This window comes from Ammoniphilus sp. CFH 90114 (genome assembly GCF_004123195.1).
Taxonomy (GTDB): Bacteria; Bacillota; Bacilli; order Aneurinibacillales; family RAOX-1; genus YIM-78166.
The window spans coordinates 36321-56773 of record NZ_SDLI01000012.1 but is presented as its reverse complement, the minus strand read 5'-3'; the positions used below and the strand labels follow the sequence as shown (position 1 = coordinate 56773).

The window sequence follows — 20453 nt, the reverse complement described above, 5'->3', positions numbered from 1 at the left end:
TCATGACGAAGAAGGCTGTGATTATTCTCAGCGGTGGTTTAGACAGCACCACTTGTATGGGCATTGCTGAGCGAGAAGGATATACCTGTTATCCTTTAACCTTTGATTACGGGCAGAGGCATAAGCATGAAGTCGAACAGGCAAAAAAAGTGGCTGCTCATTATGAAGTACCGCAGCATAAGATTGTCGATATCGCCTTTCTCGGCCAGATCGGAGGCAGTGCCTTAACTGATTCCTCCATTGAAGTCCCGGATTATACAGGAAGTAAAGAAGTCCCTGTGACCTATGTTCCTGCTAGAAATATGATCTTTCTGTCTTTGGCAGCTGCTTACGCTGAAGTCGTTGGAGCTGAAGCCATCTATATCGGTGTCAGTAGTGTGGATTACAGCGGATACCCGGACTGCCGCCCGGAGTTTATTCGCTCCATGACTGAGACCATAAATCTAGCCACTCAAGCGGGAATAAAGGAAGGAAATCTCAAGATTCTTGCTCCTTTAAGCCACTTATCTAAAGCCCAAACCATTCAGCTTGGCATAGACCTGAATGTCCCGTATCATTTGACTACTTCTTGTTATCGCGGAGGGGAATCGGCCTGCGGTACTTGCGATAGCTGCAAGCTCCGTTTACAAGGCTTTGAGCAGGCTGGAGCGAAAGATCCCATTCCTTATATGTAATGAAACGTTTGGGGCCATACTATAGCTGACAGCCTAGGAGGTGGACCCATGAGTTTAAAGCTAGTCGCCGTACGTATGAATGAAGAGGGGAAGATTACCCATTTTCTCACGGATAAAGACACGGTATTAACGATCGAGGAAGCAGAAAAAATGGCTCTTCAAGGGGAATTAGACTCTCTTTCCGAGATCCACGAAGACGGCTCTTGGATCATTGACGCTGTCCAGCCCATAGAAGGCCATAATCTTGACCAGCTTCCTAGGTTTTAGAGGTTCAAAGCCACATGGCCCTTGCCGGTCGTGTGGTTTTCTTATGTTCACTCTGATATGATAAAAAGATATTTGACCTGAGTAGAAGGAGAGAGGAAAGATATGCTAAAAATCGGATCACACGTATCCTTTTCCAAGACCGGTTTACTGAATGCCACGGAGGAGGCCCTCAGCTATGGTGCTACCTCGTTTATGGTTTATACAGGCGCGCCACAGAATACAAGACGAAAGCCCATGGAAGATTTATACATTGAAGAAGGAAGAGCTCTCATGGCTCGGCATGGTATCGAAGACATTGTCGTTCATGCCCCTTATATCATTAATCTTGCCTCCTATAAGGAAGACACCTTTGAGCTAGCGGTTAATTTTCTACGCGAAGAGATTAAACGGACCGCTTACATGGGTGTGAAATATATTGTCTTACATCCTGGAGCCTATACAGATAAAGACCCTGAGTATGGGATTGCCCGGATTGCCGAAGGATTAAATGAGGTTTTAGAGCCTCATCAAGACGTACATATCGCCCTGGAGACGATGGCAGGGAAGGGAACCGAGATCGGGAGAAACTTTGAAGAGCTGGCTTCCATTATCGAAAAGGTAAAACATAACGATAAATTAGCGGTGTGTTTTGATACCTGCCATACCCATGACGCTGGATATGATATTGTGGGAGACTTTGATCAGGTCATGGATGATTTCGATCGGTTGATTGGCCTAGATCGTCTTGCCGTATTCCATATTAATGACAGTAAAAACTTCCGAGGTGCAGCCAAAGACCGCCATGCTCCCCTTGGTTCTGGCTTAATTGGCTATCAGGCGATTCGAAACATCGTCCACCATAAAGCGGCACAAGGAAAACCCATTATTCTCGAGACCCCTTGGGTAGGGAAGGATAAGAACGCGGTTCGCCCTATGTATGAAGCGGAGATCGCCTTGTTAAACAACACGGTGGAGGGGCGATTAGGACAAGCCTACTTAGAGGATGTAGAACGGCTCACTCACTTCTTTAAGGGACATGATCTTCATCCCTATAACACGGTTCAGACGATCTGGTCAGATTTACAGGATAAAAAGAAGAAAAAGGAAGATGCGAGGGAACCGATGGAGCGTTTATATGACCTCGTAGACGAGCACCAAGTGTTCTCTAATCTACCCGAAGAGCAAATCAATCATAGAATCATTGGCTGGCTGGCGCAAGCCCATACCTAATGCAAGAAGAGGGAACTCTCATGAGCTCCCTCTTCTTATGTATAAGAACGCAAAACCTTCGGTACAAATCGTTGCGTTTCCCTTGGCAAGTAAGCTTGTACAACATCCCAATCTTTGACATTACCTGCCTTCTTGATGGCGCGGTCAACATTCCCCGGACCGGCATTGTAAGCAGCTAGGGCTAGTCTAATATCCCCATCATATTTCGCAATTTTATCCTTGATATATTTGGCTCCACCCAATACATTCTGATAGGGATCATGGGGGTTCACCCCTAATTCCTTCGCTGTACTTGGCATAAGTTGAAATAGCCCAATGGCCCCCGCCGAACTTCGTGCACTTAAACGAAATCCAGATTCATTATGGGCAATAGCCGCCAATAGGTTCGGATCCACATTGACTTCTTTCGCGACTCTCTCGATATAGTCTTTCACCTTAGGTGGGGCCGTGTTCAGAGGGCCCTCCTTCTTGACTAAGGGCTTCTGCTCAACAGGTGGAGGTGGAGGTGGCGATATCTTGCTCGGTTCCGTAACCACCTCAGGTGATTTCAGCTGAACTACAGCAGGAGTCGGCTCGACAGTCGGAGTTGCTGTAGAAACAGGAACAAAAGATGAATTCCCATACGCTTGATTTACTTTCTCCATCCACAACTGATGATCCGCCCGAAGGATTCTTCCCTGCTGAGCCGGGTCATAGGATGTGGCCACTTCGGCAGGATATTGATTAGTGAAACGTTGGGATAAATCGACGCCTACTTGATAAAGCTCCGGCTGAAGTCCTAGATGTTGAAGAGCAACCCGCTGCTTCTGTGCCCATTGATGGGCTCCGCCGGCTAAGTCGTGACGACCTTGCTTTCTATATTGGTCAAAAGCTACTTGAGCGCGTCCAATCTCATCTAAGTGCTTGTCCACTAATTCCTGAAACGTAGAGGATTCAGGAGCTTCTCCTGTTGATCCTTGACTCTTCACACCATTGGTACTTATAGGCAGTTGACTCGATGCCCCCGACACTCCCATTGTCATTTCGTTACTTCCCCCTTTAATCTAGGTCTAGATTACCACGAAACGAGAGGGATGTCTCTATACATTAGTCGAATACGACGGTTTTATTTTCGTGCACGAGCACTTTGTCCTGGATATGCCAAGATACCGCTTTGGCCAAGGCAATACGCTCAGCTTGACGTCCTACGACCTTTAGTTCTTCAACCGTATAGCGATGGTTTACACGAAGAACATCCTGTTCAATAATTGGACCTTCATCCAAATCATTCGTCACATAGTGAGCCGTCGCACCAATTAATTTTACCCCTCGCTCAAAAGCTCTCTTATAAGGATTCGCTCCAATGAAAGCCGGCAGGAAGGAGTGATGGATATTAATAATTCGGTGATGATACTCGGATACAAAATCTGAAGATAAAATCTGCATATATCTGGCCAAAACGATAAAGTCTACTTTATCTCTCATGAGATAGAGAGCCTTTTGTTCAGCGTCCTTTTTCGTGTTCGGTGTCACGGGAACACAAAAGTAAGGAATACCGTAGGCTTCAACCGCTTCCCGTGAATCTTCATAGTTGCTAATCACCATCGAAATCTCCACTGGCAGTTCACCAGCCTTCCAACGCCATAGCAACTCCATCAAACAATGATCTTCCTTCGAAACAAAGATCGCCATTCTCTTGATTTTTTTCTCAGCAGAAATATGCCAATTCATATCAAACTGTTCTGCAACTTGGGCAAACTGCTCTTCTATTAATTGCAGAGAACGGTCAACATCCTCAAGATCAAAGACAATTCTCATAAAGAACATTCCTCGCACAGGATCGGTTGTATATTGATCGGATTGAACAATATTAGCTCCATGTTCTAATAAAAAACGGGAAACAGCTGCTACGATACCCGGGCGATCTACGCATGATATAAGCAATCTTGCTCTCTTTTCATTCATATTCCACTTTCTCATTTCTTCTTCCTCCATCCTGTCTACCTGTTCGGTAACACTTGGTTCTATATATTTAAAACATTATATACGATTCTTCTCTGGAAGGAAATCCACCCTCTATGGATTTTTTGTATCAGTATTATGGACAACTCCTGTTGGGGGCATAACTGGAGAGGACAAGTGATCATTACAAAAAGAGGGATGGAGAAGGATGGCTTACGATTCGAATAAACCCTATAAGGTTGTCTCAAGACATGACGATTGCCGCAACTGGTCTTGGACAGAGAGAATTCAAGGTCAACAAAGCTGCTTAATCCAAGAAAAATTTATCTCTTCAACAGAAGGCAAGGATCCAGAGATCGTCCAATACTTCGGGACCTCTACACCGCATTCTCGCGATGTTTTACTCCATCATTTGGCAGCGGATCAGCCTTCGCTTGAGAATCCTGTCTTACTCGTTCACGGAGCAAGTCATGATGCTAATGTCGCTTGGGCCGAGGGCTTCACGAAGCAGAAAGGATTATTATACGCCCTACATACCGCGGGACGATCCGTCTTTGCTGTCACGTTTGCTCACCCGCATGGGGATAATATGCTTCAAGCGATACAATTATCTAATGTCGTCAAACGCATTCAAGAACTTTCTCAGAGCGATCGCCTAGACCTCGTCGCTCACAGCAAGGGCGGGATTGTCGCTTTGAGCTACTTAGCGGGTATGGGGGCGTCCTTTGACGCCGCTGTTGAAGGGCAGATCGAAAAGGTCATCCTCCTTGGAACCCCAAACCGTGGAATGGATTACCCCTTTCGTCACCTGCTGCCCAATTGGTGGGTGAAGTCTACGCAAACAAGCGCTCCCTTAGCAGTAGATTCCATGCTCTGGTTCGGGCAATACATCAATACCACCCCGCATAGTATATACAGAGAAGGAGGGGCCTTCCCTGGGCTGTCCCAGCTCTTATACCGCTGGGATGATCGCTATCCCATCCAGCTAACGGCACAAACTTTGTATCACGGAGGACAAAATTGGCTCATCCACTCCCGAGGCATTGAAACCGCCATAGAAGAAGGTGGAAATTATATGGAGAAATTGCTACAATCCCCAATAGATCGAGATATTGAACTTCATATGCTGGCTGGCGGACACCCTCTGATAAAAGGCTATTGTACAGAGTGGGATGGTCCTAGCGATGGACTCGTTTTTGTGGAAAGCGCTCTGTATAGTGAAGGGATCGTACGAACCCAAGATCAAGTTAAACGAAAAACGGTCTTGCCGTTGGGTCACCTTGACTTGTTATACCATGATACAGCCCATGAGTGGGTATTGGAGGGCCTTGTTCACTAAGTGGGACAGACATAAAAAGAGGGGAGAAAAAGGATGTACGCGAAGTATATTATGAAATTAGAAAAAGACGACGGCTCGATAGAGGAACAGGAATTTATCTTAACCCCTGCCACCCTAACCCTTTTCGAAATCCTCATGGCGGAAGGGTGGGAAGTCACCGAGACCCTTGAGGAAAGATAAAAAAAGATCCTGATCTATGTATAGGAAATCGTAGATCAGGATCCTTTTTTATGTTATTTATCTAGGTGTAGCCGTTGTAGGAACAGGACTAACCCCACCATACGTACCGCCGCCGAAAGGATATTCATAGTTGAGTTCACTGTCGAAGGTAGCGTAGTCGAAATTCACCATAAGAAGCAGATATCTTGCTCCGGTCTGAGGGTCACTTAGAATAATATGGTCACGTCCAGCAGCTTCAATCACACCGCGGTATACCTTGGCATTCCATTGGTTGTTATTCTCATAGGTAAAATAGAAGGTTCCTACCTTGCCACGGTTAAGTCTAAGAATGTTCTCGATATAGGATTGCTCTAATGGAAGCATACCAGGGATTGTAGGCGCCGTAGGAGCAGCCATGGTTCCTGGAATCATAGCACCGGCAGCTTGTGGTGGAAAAACCGGTGTGGGTGCGAAAGGTTGACCAGGAAAGCCAAACGCTTGTTGGGTAGGAAGCATAGGTTGCTGAGGAAACGGCATAGGCATAGGTGTAGGCTTAGGCATTCCTGTTCCGTATCCATACATTCCATGTGGACTTACTGCCGTTTGACGGCTATTTGTGTACTCTTCGCTATTAAACTCCTGCATGTATCAGTCACTCCTTAATATGCATTATAAACGTCTGGACAATCTTGGCCGGTTGGCTTATAGAAACAATGCGATTTGTATCGACCAACATTCCATTGGTTCCACCATTGTGGCGGACATGCCCCTGTCGGTTTGAAGAACCATAAGCTAAATTCAGCGGGATGCAATCTTTCTCCCTTAATAAGTCGGCGGGCGAGTCGTAGTTCACTGTCGCGGGCTTTTTGGTAGAAGTAAGGTTTATCCACTGCTTCATAGCCACCTGGCTTCTGATAGACCATCTGCGGGATGGTCCGAATATCTTTAAAGTCAAGACAGGCACTGCGAACCCGGTTCACACTGACGTTGCCCACCATGAGCATCCCTTGTTCGCCTTCTCCTTCGGCCTCGGCCCTCATCAACCTAGCTAATAACTTTACGTCCTCTTCTCGGGCTTTAATCACCGCCATAGCGTCACCTCACTTTTTTCATCACAATTACATGATATTGAGAACTCGAAAATTGGTGACTCGCCTATAAAATTTTTATTTACATAGGAAGCCTGAACCTACGAAACAATAGAGAATACAGATATTTTCAATTCATGATAGGAGGTATATGGACATGCCAAGAATCGTTTATGTTTTTTTGTCTGTGATCATGGCTGCTTCCATCGCAGGCTGTGGCAAAGATAAGGAACAAGCAAAAGGCGGAGATGAGAAAAAGGCTAAAACTCAAAATGAGCAACAAGCTCAAACGACCGTGCGAGGTGCTGGAGAGGAAAGGGTGAGGACCTTCAACCATTCGGCTTCTCTCAAGATGCAAGAAATGATTGAAGAAGTGCCTGAAGTAAGTGAACCGGTTATCGTCGTATTCGGAAAGGAAGCGCTAATGGGCTATAAAGTAAAACCGAATGTGGACCCATTAGAAGCTCAGATGAAGCTAGAACAGAAGATGAAAGAACAAATGCCGAATTATCGCTTGCAGGCGAGCTCCGACCCGGAATGGTATGAACGAGTCGCTATCCTCCACCGAGATAGTATCGAATCGGAAGGTAAAACGATTAAGAATCTAGAAAAAGACTTTAAAATGCTGCGTGATCGTAAGTAATCCTGAAAAATCTTGCCTCTTTTCAGATCCAACAAGGAGAAGGGAGGCGAGATTTTTTCATTTTTTACGAAACCTCCAGCATCCTGTATCGTATGTAATAGTACGAAGGAAAAATTACCACCATAACGTTTGACTGTACAGAATGAGAATTGATAAAATAAAAATAGACAGGCAAGGAGGTGGTAGCTTTGGGACGATGTATAGGATAGGCGAAATAGCCGAAATAGCGAAAGTATCCAAACGAACCCTCGATTACTACACCCAGATGGGGCTTCTCGTCCCCGAACGCTCGGATTCAGGGTATCGCTATTACAATGAGAACACATTAGAACGACTTAAACTGATTGAGATGTTTAAGAGGGAGAAATTATCTCTTGTAGAGATAAAAGAAAGATTAGATACACTCGATTCGTGCAATATCTCTGCACAAGATATTTCTAAGAGAATACACGAAATCCAAGAACAAATGAAAAAGTTAGAGAGCGAAGTACTGAAGCTTAAACCCATGCTTTCTAAGCTAAACGAAAAACAACTGAAAACTTTAACCAGACAAATCTCTATCCAAGGGACATCCCTTTATCATACCATTGCCATTCTCTTAGGTGAGGTGCCCTTATAGAATTTATATTTTTTAGTATAAAGGAGGTTTACTTTAAACATGTTTTTTACACCTTTTACGATTTTGATTATTGCGGCGTTTGGTCTAAGCATGTGGGCCTCATTCCGTGTAAAGGGAACCTTTAAGAAGTTTGCGGATGTGCAGACTTCCTCCGGTATGTCTGGGGCAGAAGCGGCTCGAAGAATGCTAGATGCCAATGGTTTATCTCATATCCCTGTTCAACATGTGCCGGGCAATTTAACCGACCATTATGATCCCATCGCGAAAGCCGTTCGACTCTCTGATTCCGTTTATGGAAGCAGTTCCATTGCAGCCATGTCCGTTGCTTGTCATGAAGTCGGCCACGCGATTCAGGATAAAGTCCGATATCCGATGCTAGTTGCACGCCATCGAATTTTTCCTGTGGTCAACTTCTCTTCAGGAATTGCCCCATTGTTGCTTTTAGGTGGGTTCTTCTTTAAGATGCAAGGACTGCTCCTTCTTGGAATTATCCTGTTTAGTGCAGCGGTTCTATTCCAAGTCGTGACTTTGCCTGTAGAGTTCAATGCCAGCTCAAGAGCGAAGGACTTAATGATTAAGATGGGCTTTATCCGCAATAATGAAGAGGGTGGAGCTAGCAAGGTGCTAAATGCCGCTGCCTTAACCTATGTGGCCGCAGCCTTAATGTCTATCATACAGCTTGCAGAATATCTGTGGATTTTTAGTAGTCGCGAAGAAGATTAACAAGCCAAGGCCGTTTCATAAGAAATGATTCTTATGGGACGGCCTTTTTATTTTTTGGATAGAGAAGAAAAGGGAAAGATAAACGAGAGTCTAGCTGTTTGTGAGGAGGTAAAGAAATGAACGTAGTTTACCCCATCCCCATGAAGGTAATGGAGGGTCCAGCTCTCGGACCCATCACATCTATCCAATATATCGACATCCTAGGAAGATGGAATTCTTTCGTCCCGATAGATCCCGTCACTTTGGACTCGGGTTCACTTGAGGTTCATGTTTATCTAGAACAGCTTCCCCCGACAGGGGAGTTCGATAGGAAGAAAGGATATCTCGTGGAGGAAGAGGGCTATTATCTTGAAATCAAAGGAATAACCGATACGAAGACGGTCGTGTGGATTTACGCGAACTCCACTCGGGGATATTTTTACGCTTATCATACTTGGATCCAACTACAGCAGCATCCCTTGAAGGAAGGATGGATACTTGATCACCCAAGAATGAAAAGAAGAGGAATCGTAGAAGGCTACTATGGGGATCCTTGGACGATGGACGAAAGAGAACGAGCTCTTACGATTCTATCCTCTCAGAAAATGAATACCTATGTTTATGCCCCTAAAAATGATCGTTATCACCGGGATCAGTGGGCTGTTCCTTATCCAATGGATGAGCTCTCACAAATTGCCCGGTTACGCGACTGCTGTCAAAACAATTGTATCGATATGATTTTCGCTGTAAGTCCCGGCCTTTCGATTCAGTACGCCTCTAAGCAGCACGCGGAGCTTCTTTTCGATAAATACAAACAAGTCTATGAGTTGGGAATTCGTCACTTTGGTCTATTTTTTGATGATATTCCTCTAAGTCTTTGGCATGAAGCAGACCAGCATCGTTTTCAGGATCTAACCGAAGCTCATATCCATTTTATACATACTCTCTTCGCGAAATTAAAAGAGCTAGATAGGAATAATTATTTATATGTCTGTCCAACCCAATACTTTGGGAAAGGGGATGAAGCGTATATCACACGACTTGGTCGTGAGCTTCCGGGGGAAGTTGAATTACTCTGGACAGGAAGAACGATTTGTTCTCCGGAGATTGATGTTCGCGAGGCCAGAATCTTCTATGAACAGACCGGACACAAGCCATTATACTGGGACAATTACCCGGTTAATGATGCGAATATGCGTGATGAGATGCATATCGGTCCATACCTTCACCGTCATCCTTACCTGTATCTCCATTCGAATGGCGTCATCGCTAACGTCATGGAGTACCCTGAGGCTTCTCTCCTTTCCCTCTTAACGATTGCTCATTATCTATGGAATCCCGTGAAGTACGACGCAAAGGAAAGTTTTCGGTCTGCTGTCCTTACCATTGTAGGGGAGGAGAGGGCTGAAGCCTTTATGAAGCTTAGCGACTGTATTAATCAGTCTGCCCTGTCCCCATTACCTGGAGGAGAGCTGTTGACTCAGTGGCTTGACCATCAGCGAATTTGGCATCTGGATCAACAGACATCCAGCAAATTTAAGACGATCGTAGAACATTATCAAACAGAAGCAACGGAATTATTGATGATGGGGAATAAGAAACTAAGAGAGGAGCTAAAGCCTTGGATTGAACAGGTGATAGAGGACCTTCAATACTTACTGGACGTTCTACAGGCTGATTCATTTGATGAGATGGAGAAAGTGACGAAAGAAAGGCATGAACTGGATCGTGTAAAAGCATTAGGATTTTTCCCAGATCTTATCGTGAGTGAAATCATAGGAATGACACGAAAGGAATAGAACGTAAAAAAAAATCAGCGGACCCACAGGCCTGCTGATTTTACCTATCCTATACTTTTACCTTGAGATGCTGCTTATAAGCCGTGAAGTCAATTTGCTTTTCCTTCAAGCGGGCAACCAACCACTTATGATCCCTAGCTGGGGTAGCCAGGATGTACCCCTTAATAACGAGGTCTTGGGTAATTCTTTTCGCACCGTCGTCCATAGCAAGCTGACCAATCTTCCCGGCGATGGTCCGTTTCGCTACATCGCGGAATAAAGTAGGGACAGGTTCAACCAACTCATCAAGCAGATGCATGGTTTCGTCGGTCCATAGCGATCTCGTCTGATCAATATAATAATCCTGCCAATCCAGGTCAGATTTTCCGTCACTCTTCGGCATTGATTTAAGAAATTTACGGAACATGAAGTAGCCGCCAATAAAGAACAAAGATACGAGGACTAGCATCCAGATCACAATGAAGGATCCAAAAAGGGAAGACATGACTAAACACCGCTTTCTACAAATTTCGTATGTACCAGCTTATTCCATTCATCAATTTATAAGGAAAAAAAGAAGACGACACCGCCCCTTATGAGATGGGGCGGCGTATCTCCTCTTCCGTTTCTTGGGGAGAACACTCTTCACATACATTTAACTCAATCCGATGGACATCACCCTGCTTTAATTTCCCACAGACAAGGCAGTAATACGTATGCAAGGATATCCTCTCCCTTCACTTTTATTAAAAAATTATATCACAAACTGACGAATTTCAGAAGGGGAGAGAGACCTATCCCTGTCGTTTACTTTCCTATTGCAGCAGCTTCAAAGATAATTCCAATTTTTTCTGAGTGGGTGACAGAATACCTTACCCCTGTATGAATAATTTGCCGGTCTTCCTTAGCCTGACCGTCAGTTTCTAGTAGCCCCAATTGTTCAACTAATTCTAATTTTTGTTTATCCCCTAATTGAGGATGAACGGTAGAAATCGTTTGTTCAACCAGACGCGGTACCGTTTCTTCATCATTTCCCATCATCATGACCTTCTGTAATTTCCCATCCTTCGTGAGTATCCCCATCATCTTCATTTGATCCGTGAAATAGTGCGTGAACGACTTATTTTTATCATTTTCGACAACATTGATGTTCGATATACCGTATTGCGACTGCGCTTCCTTGCCCACTTGATTCCAACGCTTAGAAAAATCCGTCGCTGTGATCCCAAGAGATGGCACCGAGGAAGTGGTTTGTGTCATCCCGTCTTGGAAAACCCAATAAAACAACAGGGAAAGAACGACAATAGAGGACACAACAAGGTAAACGGCTTTATTGCTTTTCGCAGCGGAATCTGTCTTTTTTTCCGTTTGGAAGCGCGTATCGGGCTTGTAATTCTCGAGTTTTTGTTGAACCGTCCGCACAAACTGCGCTCCAGTTGAAGGAACTTTATTTAAAATAATCTTATTATTTGATACGTCCATTAACACGCTTCCCATCAGATTTCCATCTTGGAACTCAATGGATGACTTGTACATAATAGAAGATAGGCTAGCGTAGGGAAAGGGAGTCCACGAGCTTTTATCGACAAAGATCACTCTATGGTTAGTGGCAACCAGGATTCCGCTTGTTCCTTGGTATGTACCTAACGTAAAAGCCACAAGCTCTTCACCATTCAACAAAATCGTAGGCAAGGTGCGGACTTCTGCTCGAGCAACCCATTTCCTTCCTTCTTTTGGCTCTAACCTTAAGATCTGAGCCTTTATTTCATCAAGACCGGCCATTACGTTTTTCTCCTCTCACAACCTCTTTTCTCTTTTTTCATTGTACCAATACTGATCACAGATTCCTATCCTTATCCAAAATCATACACCTTTTTTCTACCCAAAAATTTTCCCGGGAAAGCGCAGAAAAAGACAATTATTTTAAGAAAAGATCATGTTTTATCTAATTTTGTCAACATAAGAAATGTGAACAAAAGCAAAAAACAAACAATTGAACCTAATGACCTATTTACATTATCAATCACTGGCAACTATAGTCCTATTGATCATCCTGATTCAATCGTTTAATGTTAAGATAGGTCTGGAAGTAACTACTACTCTTAGTACCTTTTTACTTGAAATCCGTTATTTAAGCCACCAAGGTAAAATTCTAATATGGAGCGATACCCATGACTTTTGACCAAAGGGACCCATCGTCATCTGAACTAACCAGGAGCACACTTTTCCGAAAGGGACAAGCCATTGAACAAACGATTACCCGTGACTTGGGGATTTCCTTGTTAGCATCCGGTGATGGCACTGAGGTAATCCACCATAAGTTAAACGCAGGGGGACGTTGGGCGTTAGTCCCTGAACAAGGTTGGGATGCTCTTGAGCATATCTATATCCTATCAGGCCATTTGAAGTGGCTTTCCTCCGAAAAAGAGGTTGTCCTAAAGCCTGGTGATAGTTTTTCCTCCCACCCTGTCCAAGAACACTTCATTTTCATAGCTGAAACAACCGTTGAATTTCTTTATATAAGCTCCCGTCCCGTGTTCCACCACTACAGTAAAACGACCAAGGAATTGATGGATCTCGCCGTGACCATAGAGGAGAAGGACGGCTATACATCAGATCATTGTCATCGAATTCGAGAGTTCTCCATGATGGTAGGTGAGGCGATGCAGCTCTCCCCGAACCAGATGCATGCTCTTAATTACGGTTCATTCTTTCATGATATAGGGAAGGTCAAGATTCCTGAGTCCATCCTACTTAAACCATCACGCCTAACCAATGAAGAGTATGATATCATCAAGCTGCATACCGTGTACGGCCGTGAATTGCTAGAGTCCACGAACATTCCTCACCTCGTTTCCGCAGGAGTTATTGTAGAACAACACCACGAAAGGCTAGATGGAAGCGGCTACCCTAAGGGATTGAAGGGAAATGAAATTAGCATCGAGGCGTGTATCGTTGCAGTGGTCGATTCCTACGACGCCATGACAACCGATAGAGTATATCAAAAAGGACGATCCAAGGAAGAGGCTCTTCAAGAAATTCTTCGTTTCCGGGGTAGCTTCTACCATCCAGATGTGGTAGATACTTTCCTTGCAATCTCAGACCGCATTGACCGTGAAGGGAGGTGAGTAGAATATGAAGAAACGTTTCGGACTTATTTTAGGTTCTATTATGTTAGTACAAGCGATGTTTGTGGGAGTCGTGGGGGCGGAGTACCCTATAAAGGAAGTTCAGACTGGTATGCCTGTAGGAGCGGTTCCAAAAGCTGTTACAGATGCGAGCAAAGAACGCGCTATCGAGCAAGCAGAGAGGTTTGAGGATCTTGGCTTCAAACCATCTTTTATCCACATAATGCCAAAAGATAGTAATGAACCCGTTATCGTAATAGATCCTCCTACAGCGATGTAGTCATGGAAAATAGGCGGAGAATTTCCGCTTATTTTTATTTTGGAGGTGAAAATGGGCAATATAACAGGAGGTTTTCCTGTTATTTGACTCGAAGCAGCCTTTTTCCCCTCATTTTCATAGGATAGGCGGAATTCGTTCCGTTATTTCCTCAGAAAATAGCCTTCTACTCAAAATAACGGAAGTTTCTCCGCCTAACGATCGTCACTCATCATCACTCCCAACCCAACACCCACCAACCTCCATCATCTCTTCCCAAGTAAAAAGAAGAGGGAGGAACCCTCTTCTCTACATTAAGACCTGCCTAAGTGCGTATGTGCAGATTCGTCGTGCGTTTCTCCTAACTCATCCACGCGCATGAATCCAGTCCTTACATCCGATGCCATCGCCTGTTGTCCTTGTCCTTGCCTTTGTCCTTGCCTAGATTGTTGAGCTTCATTTGCTGTCACTTCTACATCTCCTGCTTGGATATCTGGCATACTGTTCCCTCCTTCCTTTCCTTTCAATAGTATCTCCCATAGTATTTGCTGCGGCCTATGTTTAAAAACCGGATAAAATGTCAATAAATAAATCATAGTGAGAAAACTTTTATTGACAGGTTTGCGAAAAAAACAATAAAATAGACCTATTAGTTTTTTAGAAACTTCGTGTTTACGAAGGCATCTTACATAAATGCTTAACAGCCATGACGAGGAATAGTACGTGGAACCGATGCATTCAGAGAGTTGACGGAGGGTGCGAGTCAACGCAGAGGACAGGGAACTCACCTCGGAGCTGCAGGATTGAATCTGAGTAGATCCGGCCGTTAGCCCGCGTTAAGGGTGTAATAAGTGAGTACATATGTACTAATTAGGGTGGTACCGCGGGAGAATCTCCTCTCGTCCCTAGCGATCAGCTATGGATGAGAGGTTTTTTTATTTTTTTGTTTATCATTCAACAATCTTTTGGAGGTAGTTATGACTACGGAACAAGCAAAGTCCCCTACAACTTACGATCACCGTACAATTGAGAAGAAGTGGCAGCATCACTGGGAAGAGAATAAAACCTTTAAGCTGGTAGAACAGCCGGATAAACCTAAATTCTATGCTCTAGATATGTTTCCTTATCCTTCAGGAGCTGGGCTTCATGTGGGACACCCAGAAGGTTATACCGCAACAGATATCGTGTCCCGTTATAAGCGTATGAATGGATATCAAGTTCTTCATCCGATGGGGTGGGATGCATTTGGACTTCCGGCCGAACAGCACGCACTAGATACCGGACAGCATCCGCGAGACATTACTAAGAAAAATATTGATAATTTCCGTCGCCAAATTAAGTCACTCGGATTCTCCTATGACTGGGATCGCGAAATCTCCACGACGGATCCGGAATACTATAAGTGGACGCAATGGATCTTCCTTCAACTTTACAAGAGAGGTTTAGCCTACGTTGACGAGATTCCTGTGAACTGGTGTCCAGCGCTCGGAACCGTACTTGCAAACGAAGAAGTAATCGATGGCAAGAGTGAACGCGGAGGACATCCTGTCATTCGTAAGCCGATGAGACAGTGGGTTTTGCGTATTACGGCTTATGCAGAGAGACTGCTTGAGGACCTTGAAGAACTAGATTGGTCTGAGAGTATTAAAGACATGCAGCGAAACTGGATTGGAAAATCCGAAGGGGCTGAGCTTGCCTTCAAAATTGATGGGCATGAAGCTAGTCTTGATGTGTTCACTACTCGACCTGACACGCTATTTGGCGCTACTTATTGTGTCGTAGCACCTGAGCATAAGCTAGTGGATGAGATTACAACACCAGAACAAAAAGCAGCTGTAGAAGCTTATATAGAGCAAGCAACTCGTAAAAGTGATCTAGAAAGAACAGATCTTGCCAAAGACAAAACGGGAGTATTCACTGGTGCGTATGCCATCAATCCTGTAAATGGAGCGAAGCTTCCAATCTGGGTGGCTGACTACGTGTTAGTAAGCTATGGAACAGGGGCGATTATGGCGGTTCCTGGTCATGACCAGAGAGACTGGGAGTTTGCCAAGAAATTTGATCTTTCGATTGTGGAAGTCGTGGCAGGCGGTAATGTAGAGGAAGATGCTTACACGGGGGATGGTCCTCATGTGAATTCTGATATTTTGAATGGCTTAAATAATAAAGAAGCCATTACTCGCATGATTGCTTGGTTAGAAGAAAACAACAAAGGGAAGAAAAAGGTAACCTACCGCTTGCGCGACTGGTTGTTTAGCAGACAGCGCTATTGGGGAGAGCCCATCCCGATTCTTCATTTAGAAGACGGAACGATGAAGCCGGTGCCAGAAGACCAATTACCGCTCGTTTTACCTGAGACGGATGCCATTCGTCCTTCAGGAACTGGGGAATCTCCACTAGCGAACATCGAGGAGTGGGTCAATACCATTGATCCTGAAACCGGAATGAAGGCAAGAAGAGAAACCAACACGATGCCTCAATGGGCGGGAAGCTGCTGGTACTACCTTCGTTACATTGATCCGCACAATCACGAGGAGCTTTGCTCAAAGGAGAAGCAAGAAACATGGCTGCCTGTAGATCTTTACATTGGCGGAGCGGAGCATGCAGTGCTTCACTTGTTATATGCTCGTTTCTGGCATAAGGTACTCTACGATATCGGTGTCGTTCATACGAAGGAACCATTCCAGAAGCTCGTAAACCAAGGCATGATCCTCGGGGAAAATAACGAGAAAATGAGTAAGTCTCGTGGAAACGTAGTGAACCCTGATGATATCGTTCGTGACTTCGGTGCCGATACGCTCAGAATTTATGAGATGTTCATGGGACCGTTGGAAGCATCGAAACCATGGAATGTTAATGGTGTAGAAGGCTCACACCGTTTCCTTAGCCGTGTATGGCGACTTTTCGTTCAAGACAATGGCGATTTGAATCCAAAAATCGGGAACCATCCAGGTTCAGAATCGTTTAATCGTACCGTTCATAAGACGATCAAAGCGGTCTCTCACGATCTTGAAGGGCTGAGATTCAATACGGCGATTAGCCATCTCATGGTGTTCCTCAATGAAGCGAATAAAGAGCAGACCTTGCCAAAATCAGCCATGGAAGCTTTCGTTCTGTTGCTTTCTCCGCTAGCTCCACATATTGCGGAAGAGCTTTGGAGCCGCTTAGGTCATAACGATACCTTAGCTTATGAAGCATGGCCACAATACAAAGAAGAGTTAACCGTAGACAATGAAGTAGAAATTGTCGTTCAAGTGAATGGAAAAATTAAAGATCGTCTAGTGATCTCCGCAGGTATGGATCAAGAACAGATCAAGGAAAAGGCTCAAGCACTTGAGACCGTACAAGATGCCATTACAGGCAAACAAATTCGCAAGTTCATCGTTGTTCCAGATCGCCTGGTGAATATCGTCGTTGGATAAGAGGTAAGCATGATAAAGCCGGTTCTTCCTGAGCAGAGGAGGAACCGGCTTGTTTACATTCTTTACTAGACATGTTTTACCTGTTGATCCATATACTAATTAAAAGCTTTTGAAACTAGGCAAGGAGGTGTCACATGGAAAGGTGCTCATGTTGCGGGGCTCCGTTCATCTTACATGGAGGAGTTTGCGACCTTTGCTTTGCAGGGGACGATCCTGATGATTATTTGAGCAACTCCCTTCTCTGTCCACATGATTACGATGATCTGGAGTGACACTTAATTTAGAATACCTAGTCATACAAAAAAGGAGGCGAACCGCCTCCTTTTTTGTTATGAACATTCTTTACGAATCGCCTCTATTTGTTCTCGGTCTGCACTAATCAGCAAGGTATCGCCTAGTCTTACCTGAGTATCACCATGAGGGATGATCATATCATTATCTCTAAAGATTCGAATGACCAAAGCATCCCGTAAAAAAGACAAGTCCTTAATAACTAATCCATCAACACTCGAATTGTCAAGATGCACCTCATGCATGGTTTGATCCGTCTGTAAAAATCGAAAGAGGGAAGGGTGCTCGATTAACGCCTGAAGTAAGATTCGATTCGAGGTAAAGGTGGAGAATACCTGAACTCCTTCTACTAAATCCGTTGGCCTTTCCTCAGAATCGATTCGACAGATAACATTTTTGACATGAGATAACTTTGCCCAATTGGATATTTCCATATTGAGCTTCTCATCACTTGTTAGCACAACCACATAATCGCTTTCCAATACCGGATGTTCGGTTAAAGTTTCAGGGCTTAATTTGGATAGAACACGAGAATGAAAAGGATAGTGTCTCTCTTGACTTAGCAAAGTTTCATCCGATGTAAACATCGTTACGTCATACCCATCCTGATGCAATTGTTTAGCCAATGCTAAATTAATCGTGTTAGCTCCTATTAAAGCAATGATCTTACTAACCTGTTTGGTTTGTTCAGGAGCACTCTTCTGAAAAAGGATCGGGAAGATGATGGTCGATATGACGGCACTTAGAATAAGCGCAGCTTGAACCGTTGGAGTAATGATCTCCAGATCTAAACCAATAGCTGACCCAGCAATAACTAAACTTAGCGTAGAAGGCAGCAAATAACCAGCAGCCAAAGTTTCCTTCCATGTAAACCATTTCTTCCATAGCAGAATAGGGAAGAATTTAGATGAAAAATAACTTAGAAGGATCAAGGGAATGATGATCATGGCTCCCTTATCCATAAAGAGTTCACGCAACTCTAAAGTAGCCCCTACCATGAAGAAAAAAATAGGGATGAGAAATCCAAACCCAAAAGAGGTCAACTGGTGAGTAAACTCTTTCTTGGGGGAAACCAAAGAAACTAGAACCCCAGCTAAAAAAGCACCGAGAATACTTTCTGCTCCGACTTCTTCAGACAATACAACAAAAAACAGAATGAGAGCAAATACTCCCCTCGTCCCTAATTGGACACTTTCTCTTGAGATTCTTTCAATAATCTTTCCTTTCTTGAAGCGCATCATAAACCGGTAGAAAAAGAATACAACGACAAACAAGATGAGCAGCAACAGTGGCTTGGCCATGTTATCTGCCTGTAAAGCTACATAGACGGCTAACAGGATCATCGTCGCAAAATCAGAAATGACAGCTGTAAGCAGGATGGACTGACCGTATGGTGTATTCATAATTCCCTTATCTTTAAGAATGGGAACCACAATACTTAAAGATATGGTAGAAATAATTAAGGTCATGAACAGCCCATCGGATACAAATCCCAACCATTGAAAAATAAAACCAAAGATAGCGGAAATGGCTAAGATAAACACGAAGGTGATGGTAGATACCTTAAGAGGATTAGCCTCTATACTTTGTTTCCTTACTTTAAATGATTCGAAGTCAATTTCTAAACCACTCAGGAACATCAGGTATATAAAACCAAGCATGGATAGAATGGATAACCATTCGTCATTATCGATAATTCCGAGCCCGCTTTTCCCGAGTATAATTCCAGCCAATATTTCAACCACGACTACAGGCAAAAAACGCCAACGCAATCTGTCTAAGATAATGGGGATGAGAAAAGCAAGAGTGACGACAATCATTAGGGAGTATAACGAGTGATGTTCCTCCATTTTATTCCTCCTTTTCGAGCATTAAATCTTATTTTAAAATACATCCACAAGAAAATATACCCTTACTTCTTTGCTCTAAACTATTTATGCTTACTAATCTGCTCTTTTCACTGTATAAGTGTTGTATAATAAGAAGAGTAAGATTGCCTTATTTTTCCCAGAAAGGGGATAGGATATGTTGATAGCCATTCTAGGGGGAACTGGGTTTATTGGCTCCCATCTGGTCCGAGGTTGTATTGACAAAGGATACAAAGTGATTTTACTTACACGCCAACCTGATAAATACCAATCAACAGATCATGTAACCTACTTAAAGTGGCCCCTTCAAGAGGGAGACCCTTGCCTTGAAGTAGATGCGACCATTAATTTAGCCGGAGAAACCATTAATCAACGATGGAACTCTCGAGCCAAATCCGCCATCCTTAACAGCAGAGTTCAAACGATCCAAATGCTTGTCAAACTCATGGAACAGGGGAAGATCAAATCATCCGTAGTAATAAATGGCTCCGCAGTCGGATATTACGGCCACTCCGATGAGGCCCTCTTTACAGAAAAGGACAGACCCAAACCCCAAGCGGATGATTTCCTTGCTCAGGTGGTCCATGCTTGGGAGAAGGAAGCCGACCAAGTAGCCAAACTTGGCATCCGACTCGTGAAGGCTCGAATTGGAGTCGTTCTAGGAAGAGAGGGAGGCGCTTTACCTAAAATGGCCTTGCCTTACCAGTTATTTGCAGGGGGAAGGATAGGTGGGGGCCAACAATATCTATCCTGGATTCATATTAAGGATATCGTTGGGCTCATGCTGTACTGTATTGAATCCCGCAACATCGAAGGCGCTGTGAATTTTACTGCCCCACAGCCCGTTAGAATGGCATCATTTGGGCAAACCTTAGCTTCTGTCCTCAATAGGCCGCATTGGCTTCCAACACCAGCTTTTGTCTTTCGTTTAGCCTTTGGCGAGATGTCTGACTTATTACTGAAAGGACAGCAAGTCATTCCTCAGAAAGCGCTGGATTCTGGATATTCGTACAACTTCCCAGATCTTAAACAAGCCTTACAAAACATATTCTCAAGATAGAAAGAAAGG

The 20453-nt window shown here is 44.1% G+C and carries 23 protein-coding genes and 1 other annotated feature; of the genes, 14 read left to right on the top strand and 9 right to left on the bottom strand.

Going from position 1 to position 20453, the window contains the following annotated elements; genetic code table 11:
* The first annotated feature begins 2 nt into the window (after positions 1 to 2).
* From queC to EIZ39_RS21480, 3 genes are all read left to right on the top strand, one after another.
* Positions 3 to 674 (top strand): 7-cyano-7-deazaguanine synthase QueC, encoded by a 672-nt coding sequence (queC, locus tag EIZ39_RS21490; RefSeq protein WP_129202731.1) that lies wholly within the window; start codon positions 3 to 5, stop codon positions 672 to 674.
* Between the two features lie 48 nt (positions 675 to 722).
* A complete protein-coding gene (locus EIZ39_RS21485) occupies positions 723 to 941 on the top strand; it encodes a hypothetical protein (protein ID WP_129202729.1) in 219 nt (72 codons plus the stop codon).
* Positions 942 to 1043: 102 nt separating this feature from the next.
* A complete protein-coding gene (locus EIZ39_RS21480) occupies positions 1044 to 2150 on the top strand; it encodes a deoxyribonuclease IV (RefSeq protein ID WP_129202727.1) in 1107 nt (368 codons plus the stop codon).
* Between the two features lie 35 nt (positions 2151 to 2185).
* On the opposite strand, the gene EIZ39_RS27675 is transcribed toward EIZ39_RS21480, so the two are convergent.
* Positions 2186 to 3172 (bottom strand): lytic transglycosylase domain-containing protein, encoded by a 987-nt coding sequence (locus EIZ39_RS27675; protein WP_305014616.1) that lies wholly within the window; start codon positions 3170 to 3172, stop codon positions 2186 to 2188.
* Positions 3173 to 3236: 64 nt separating this feature from the next.
* The gene (gene purU, locus EIZ39_RS21470; protein WP_129202725.1) at positions 3237 to 4109 is read right to left on the bottom strand and encodes a formyltetrahydrofolate deformylase; all 873 of its coding nucleotides are present in this window, start codon (positions 4107 to 4109) and stop codon (positions 3237 to 3239) included.
* 190 nt (positions 4110 to 4299) lie between these two features.
* Here purU and EIZ39_RS21465 point away from each other — a divergent pair, with 190 nt between their 5' ends.
* Positions 4300 to 5430, top strand: coding sequence for an esterase/lipase family protein (locus EIZ39_RS21465; protein ID WP_129202723.1), 1131 nt, complete (start codon positions 4300 to 4302; stop codon positions 5428 to 5430).
* A 33-nt stretch (positions 5431 to 5463) separates the two neighbouring features.
* Positions 5464 to 5610: a hypothetical protein gene (locus EIZ39_RS26860; RefSeq protein WP_164985237.1), complete on the top strand. Its 147-nt coding sequence runs from the start codon at positions 5464 to 5466 to the stop codon at positions 5608 to 5610.
* Positions 5611 to 5667: 57 nt separating this feature from the next.
* On the opposite strand, the gene gerQ is transcribed toward EIZ39_RS26860, so the two are convergent.
* Both gerQ and EIZ39_RS21455 read right to left on the bottom strand, forming a co-directional pair.
* Positions 5668 to 6234, bottom strand: coding sequence for a spore coat protein GerQ (gene gerQ / locus EIZ39_RS21460; protein ID WP_240675901.1), 567 nt, complete (start codon positions 6232 to 6234; stop codon positions 5668 to 5670).
* Positions 6235 to 6248: 14 nt separating this feature from the next.
* The gene (locus tag EIZ39_RS21455; protein ID WP_129202721.1) at positions 6249 to 6680 is read right to left on the bottom strand and encodes a cell wall hydrolase; all 432 of its coding nucleotides are present in this window, start codon (positions 6678 to 6680) and stop codon (positions 6249 to 6251) included.
* A gap of 154 nt (positions 6681 to 6834) precedes the next feature.
* Between EIZ39_RS21455 and EIZ39_RS21450 the strand changes: the two genes are divergently transcribed.
* The 4 genes from EIZ39_RS21450 to EIZ39_RS21435 all read left to right on the top strand — a co-directional run bounded on the left by EIZ39_RS21450 (position 6835) and on the right by EIZ39_RS21435 (position 10440).
* A complete protein-coding gene (locus EIZ39_RS21450) occupies positions 6835 to 7320 on the top strand; it encodes a YhcN/YlaJ family sporulation lipoprotein (RefSeq protein WP_164985236.1) in 486 nt (161 codons plus the stop codon).
* 196 nt (positions 7321 to 7516) lie between these two features.
* Entirely contained in the window at positions 7517 to 7939 is a 423-nt protein-coding gene (locus EIZ39_RS21445; protein WP_129202831.1) for a MerR family transcriptional regulator, read from the top strand.
* 39 nt (positions 7940 to 7978) lie between these two features.
* Positions 7979 to 8662 carry a zinc metallopeptidase gene (locus EIZ39_RS21440; RefSeq protein WP_129202717.1) on the top strand — a complete coding sequence of 228 codons (684 nt, stop codon included), beginning with the start codon at positions 7979 to 7981 and terminating at the stop codon, positions 8660 to 8662.
* A gap of 116 nt (positions 8663 to 8778) precedes the next feature.
* The gene (locus tag EIZ39_RS21435; RefSeq protein WP_129202715.1) at positions 8779 to 10440 is read left to right on the top strand and encodes a protein O-GlcNAcase; all 1662 of its coding nucleotides are present in this window, start codon (positions 8779 to 8781) and stop codon (positions 10438 to 10440) included.
* Between the two features lie 49 nt (positions 10441 to 10489).
* On the opposite strand, the gene EIZ39_RS21430 is transcribed toward EIZ39_RS21435, so the two are convergent.
* From EIZ39_RS21430 to EIZ39_RS21425, 3 genes are all read right to left on the bottom strand, one after another.
* Positions 10490 to 10924: a DUF2621 family protein gene (locus EIZ39_RS21430; protein ID WP_129202713.1), complete on the bottom strand. Its 435-nt coding sequence runs from the start codon at positions 10922 to 10924 to the stop codon at positions 10490 to 10492.
* Between the two features lie 88 nt (positions 10925 to 11012).
* Complete coding sequence (locus EIZ39_RS27600; RefSeq protein WP_255434036.1) at positions 11013 to 11141, bottom strand: hypothetical protein; 129 nt, start codon at positions 11139 to 11141, stop codon at positions 11013 to 11015.
* Between the two features lie 85 nt (positions 11142 to 11226).
* Positions 11227 to 12201, bottom strand: a complete 975-nt coding sequence (locus EIZ39_RS21425) for a PH domain-containing protein (RefSeq protein WP_129202711.1) — start codon at positions 12199 to 12201, stop codon at positions 11227 to 11229.
* Between the two features lie 389 nt (positions 12202 to 12590).
* Here EIZ39_RS21425 and EIZ39_RS21420 point away from each other — a divergent pair, with 389 nt between their 5' ends.
* Together EIZ39_RS21420 and EIZ39_RS21415 are read left to right on the top strand one after the other, a co-directional pair.
* On the top strand, positions 12591 to 13547 hold the full coding sequence (locus tag EIZ39_RS21420; protein WP_129202709.1) for an HD-GYP domain-containing protein: 957 nt from the start codon (positions 12591 to 12593) through the stop codon (positions 13545 to 13547).
* A gap of 7 nt (positions 13548 to 13554) precedes the next feature.
* A complete protein-coding gene (locus EIZ39_RS21415) occupies positions 13555 to 13827 on the top strand; it encodes a hypothetical protein (RefSeq protein WP_129202707.1) in 273 nt (90 codons plus the stop codon).
* A 290-nt stretch (positions 13828 to 14117) separates the two neighbouring features.
* On the opposite strand, the gene EIZ39_RS21410 is transcribed toward EIZ39_RS21415, so the two are convergent.
* Entirely contained in the window at positions 14118 to 14303 is a 186-nt protein-coding gene (locus EIZ39_RS21410; protein WP_129202705.1) for a hypothetical protein, read from the bottom strand.
* A gap of 197 nt (positions 14304 to 14500) precedes the next feature.
* Positions 14501 to 14713, top strand: a binding site (T-box leader).
* A gap of 67 nt (positions 14714 to 14780) precedes the next feature.
* Between EIZ39_RS21410 and leuS the strand changes: the two genes are divergently transcribed.
* Positions 14781 to 17225: a leucine--tRNA ligase gene (gene leuS / locus EIZ39_RS21405; RefSeq protein WP_129202703.1), complete on the top strand. Its 2445-nt coding sequence runs from the start codon at positions 14781 to 14783 to the stop codon at positions 17223 to 17225.
* Positions 17226 to 17359: 134 nt separating this feature from the next.
* Positions 17360 to 17497 carry a hypothetical protein gene (locus EIZ39_RS26855; protein ID WP_164985235.1) on the top strand — a complete coding sequence of 46 codons (138 nt, stop codon included), beginning with the start codon at positions 17360 to 17362 and terminating at the stop codon, positions 17495 to 17497.
* 57 nt (positions 17498 to 17554) lie between these two features.
* Here EIZ39_RS26855 and EIZ39_RS21400 read toward each other — a convergent pair whose 3' ends face one another.
* Positions 17555 to 19366 (bottom strand): monovalent cation:proton antiporter family protein, encoded by a 1812-nt coding sequence (locus EIZ39_RS21400; RefSeq protein ID WP_129202701.1) that lies wholly within the window; start codon positions 19364 to 19366, stop codon positions 17555 to 17557.
* 175 nt (positions 19367 to 19541) lie between these two features.
* On the opposite strand from EIZ39_RS21400, the gene EIZ39_RS21395 reads away from it, so the two are divergent.
* A complete protein-coding gene (locus EIZ39_RS21395) occupies positions 19542 to 20444 on the top strand; it encodes a TIGR01777 family oxidoreductase (protein ID WP_129202700.1) in 903 nt (300 codons plus the stop codon).
* Positions 20445 to 20453 lie beyond the last annotated feature (9 nt).

Coding starts and splice junctions, on each gene's coding strand:
- purU (WP_129202725.1), bottom strand. CDS start 4,109: ATGAGAAAGTGGAATATGAATGAAAAGAGAGCAAGATTGCTTATATCA.
- EIZ39_RS26860 (WP_164985237.1), top strand. CDS start 5,464: ATGTACGCGAAGTATATTATGAAATTAGAAAAAGACGACGGCTCGATA.
- EIZ39_RS21480 (WP_129202727.1), top strand. CDS start 1,044: ATGCTAAAAATCGGATCACACGTATCCTTTTCCAAGACCGGTTTACTG.
- EIZ39_RS21395 (WP_129202700.1), top strand. CDS start 19,542: ATGTTGATAGCCATTCTAGGGGGAACTGGGTTTATTGGCTCCCATCTG.
- EIZ39_RS21410 (WP_129202705.1), bottom strand. CDS start 14,303: ATGCCAGATATCCAAGCAGGAGATGTAGAAGTGACAGCAAATGAAGCT.
- EIZ39_RS21450 (WP_164985236.1), top strand. CDS start 6,835: ATGCCAAGAATCGTTTATGTTTTTTTGTCTGTGATCATGGCTGCTTCC.
- EIZ39_RS21455 (WP_129202721.1), bottom strand. CDS start 6,680: ATGGCGGTGATTAAAGCCCGAGAAGAGGACGTAAAGTTATTAGCTAGG.
- EIZ39_RS21435 (WP_129202715.1), top strand. CDS start 8,779: ATGAACGTAGTTTACCCCATCCCCATGAAGGTAATGGAGGGTCCAGCT.
- leuS (WP_129202703.1), top strand. CDS start 14,781: ATGACTACGGAACAAGCAAAGTCCCCTACAACTTACGATCACCGTACA.
- EIZ39_RS21485 (WP_129202729.1), top strand. CDS start 723: ATGAGTTTAAAGCTAGTCGCCGTACGTATGAATGAAGAGGGGAAGATT.
- EIZ39_RS21465 (WP_129202723.1), top strand. CDS start 4,300: ATGGCTTACGATTCGAATAAACCCTATAAGGTTGTCTCAAGACATGAC.
- EIZ39_RS21420 (WP_129202709.1), top strand. CDS start 12,591: ATGACTTTTGACCAAAGGGACCCATCGTCATCTGAACTAACCAGGAGC.
- EIZ39_RS21400 (WP_129202701.1), bottom strand. CDS start 19,366: ATGGAGGAACATCACTCGTTATACTCCCTAATGATTGTCGTCACTCTT.
- EIZ39_RS21440 (WP_129202717.1), top strand. CDS start 7,979: ATGTTTTTTACACCTTTTACGATTTTGATTATTGCGGCGTTTGGTCTA.
- EIZ39_RS21445 (WP_129202831.1), top strand. CDS start 7,517: ATGTATAGGATAGGCGAAATAGCCGAAATAGCGAAAGTATCCAAACGA.
- EIZ39_RS27675 (WP_305014616.1), bottom strand. CDS start 3,172: ATGACAATGGGAGTGTCGGGGGCATCGAGTCAACTGCCTATAAGTACC.
- EIZ39_RS21430 (WP_129202713.1), bottom strand. CDS start 10,924: ATGTCTTCCCTTTTTGGATCCTTCATTGTGATCTGGATGCTAGTCCTC.
- gerQ (WP_240675901.1), bottom strand. CDS start 6,234: ATGCAGGAGTTTAATAGCGAAGAGTACACAAATAGCCGTCAAACGGCA.
- EIZ39_RS21425 (WP_129202711.1), bottom strand. CDS start 12,201: ATGGCCGGTCTTGATGAAATAAAGGCTCAGATCTTAAGGTTAGAGCCA.
- EIZ39_RS21415 (WP_129202707.1), top strand. CDS start 13,555: ATGAAGAAACGTTTCGGACTTATTTTAGGTTCTATTATGTTAGTACAA.
- EIZ39_RS26855 (WP_164985235.1), top strand. CDS start 17,360: ATGGAAAGGTGCTCATGTTGCGGGGCTCCGTTCATCTTACATGGAGGA.
- queC (WP_129202731.1), top strand. CDS start 3: ATGACGAAGAAGGCTGTGATTATTCTCAGCGGTGGTTTAGACAGCACC.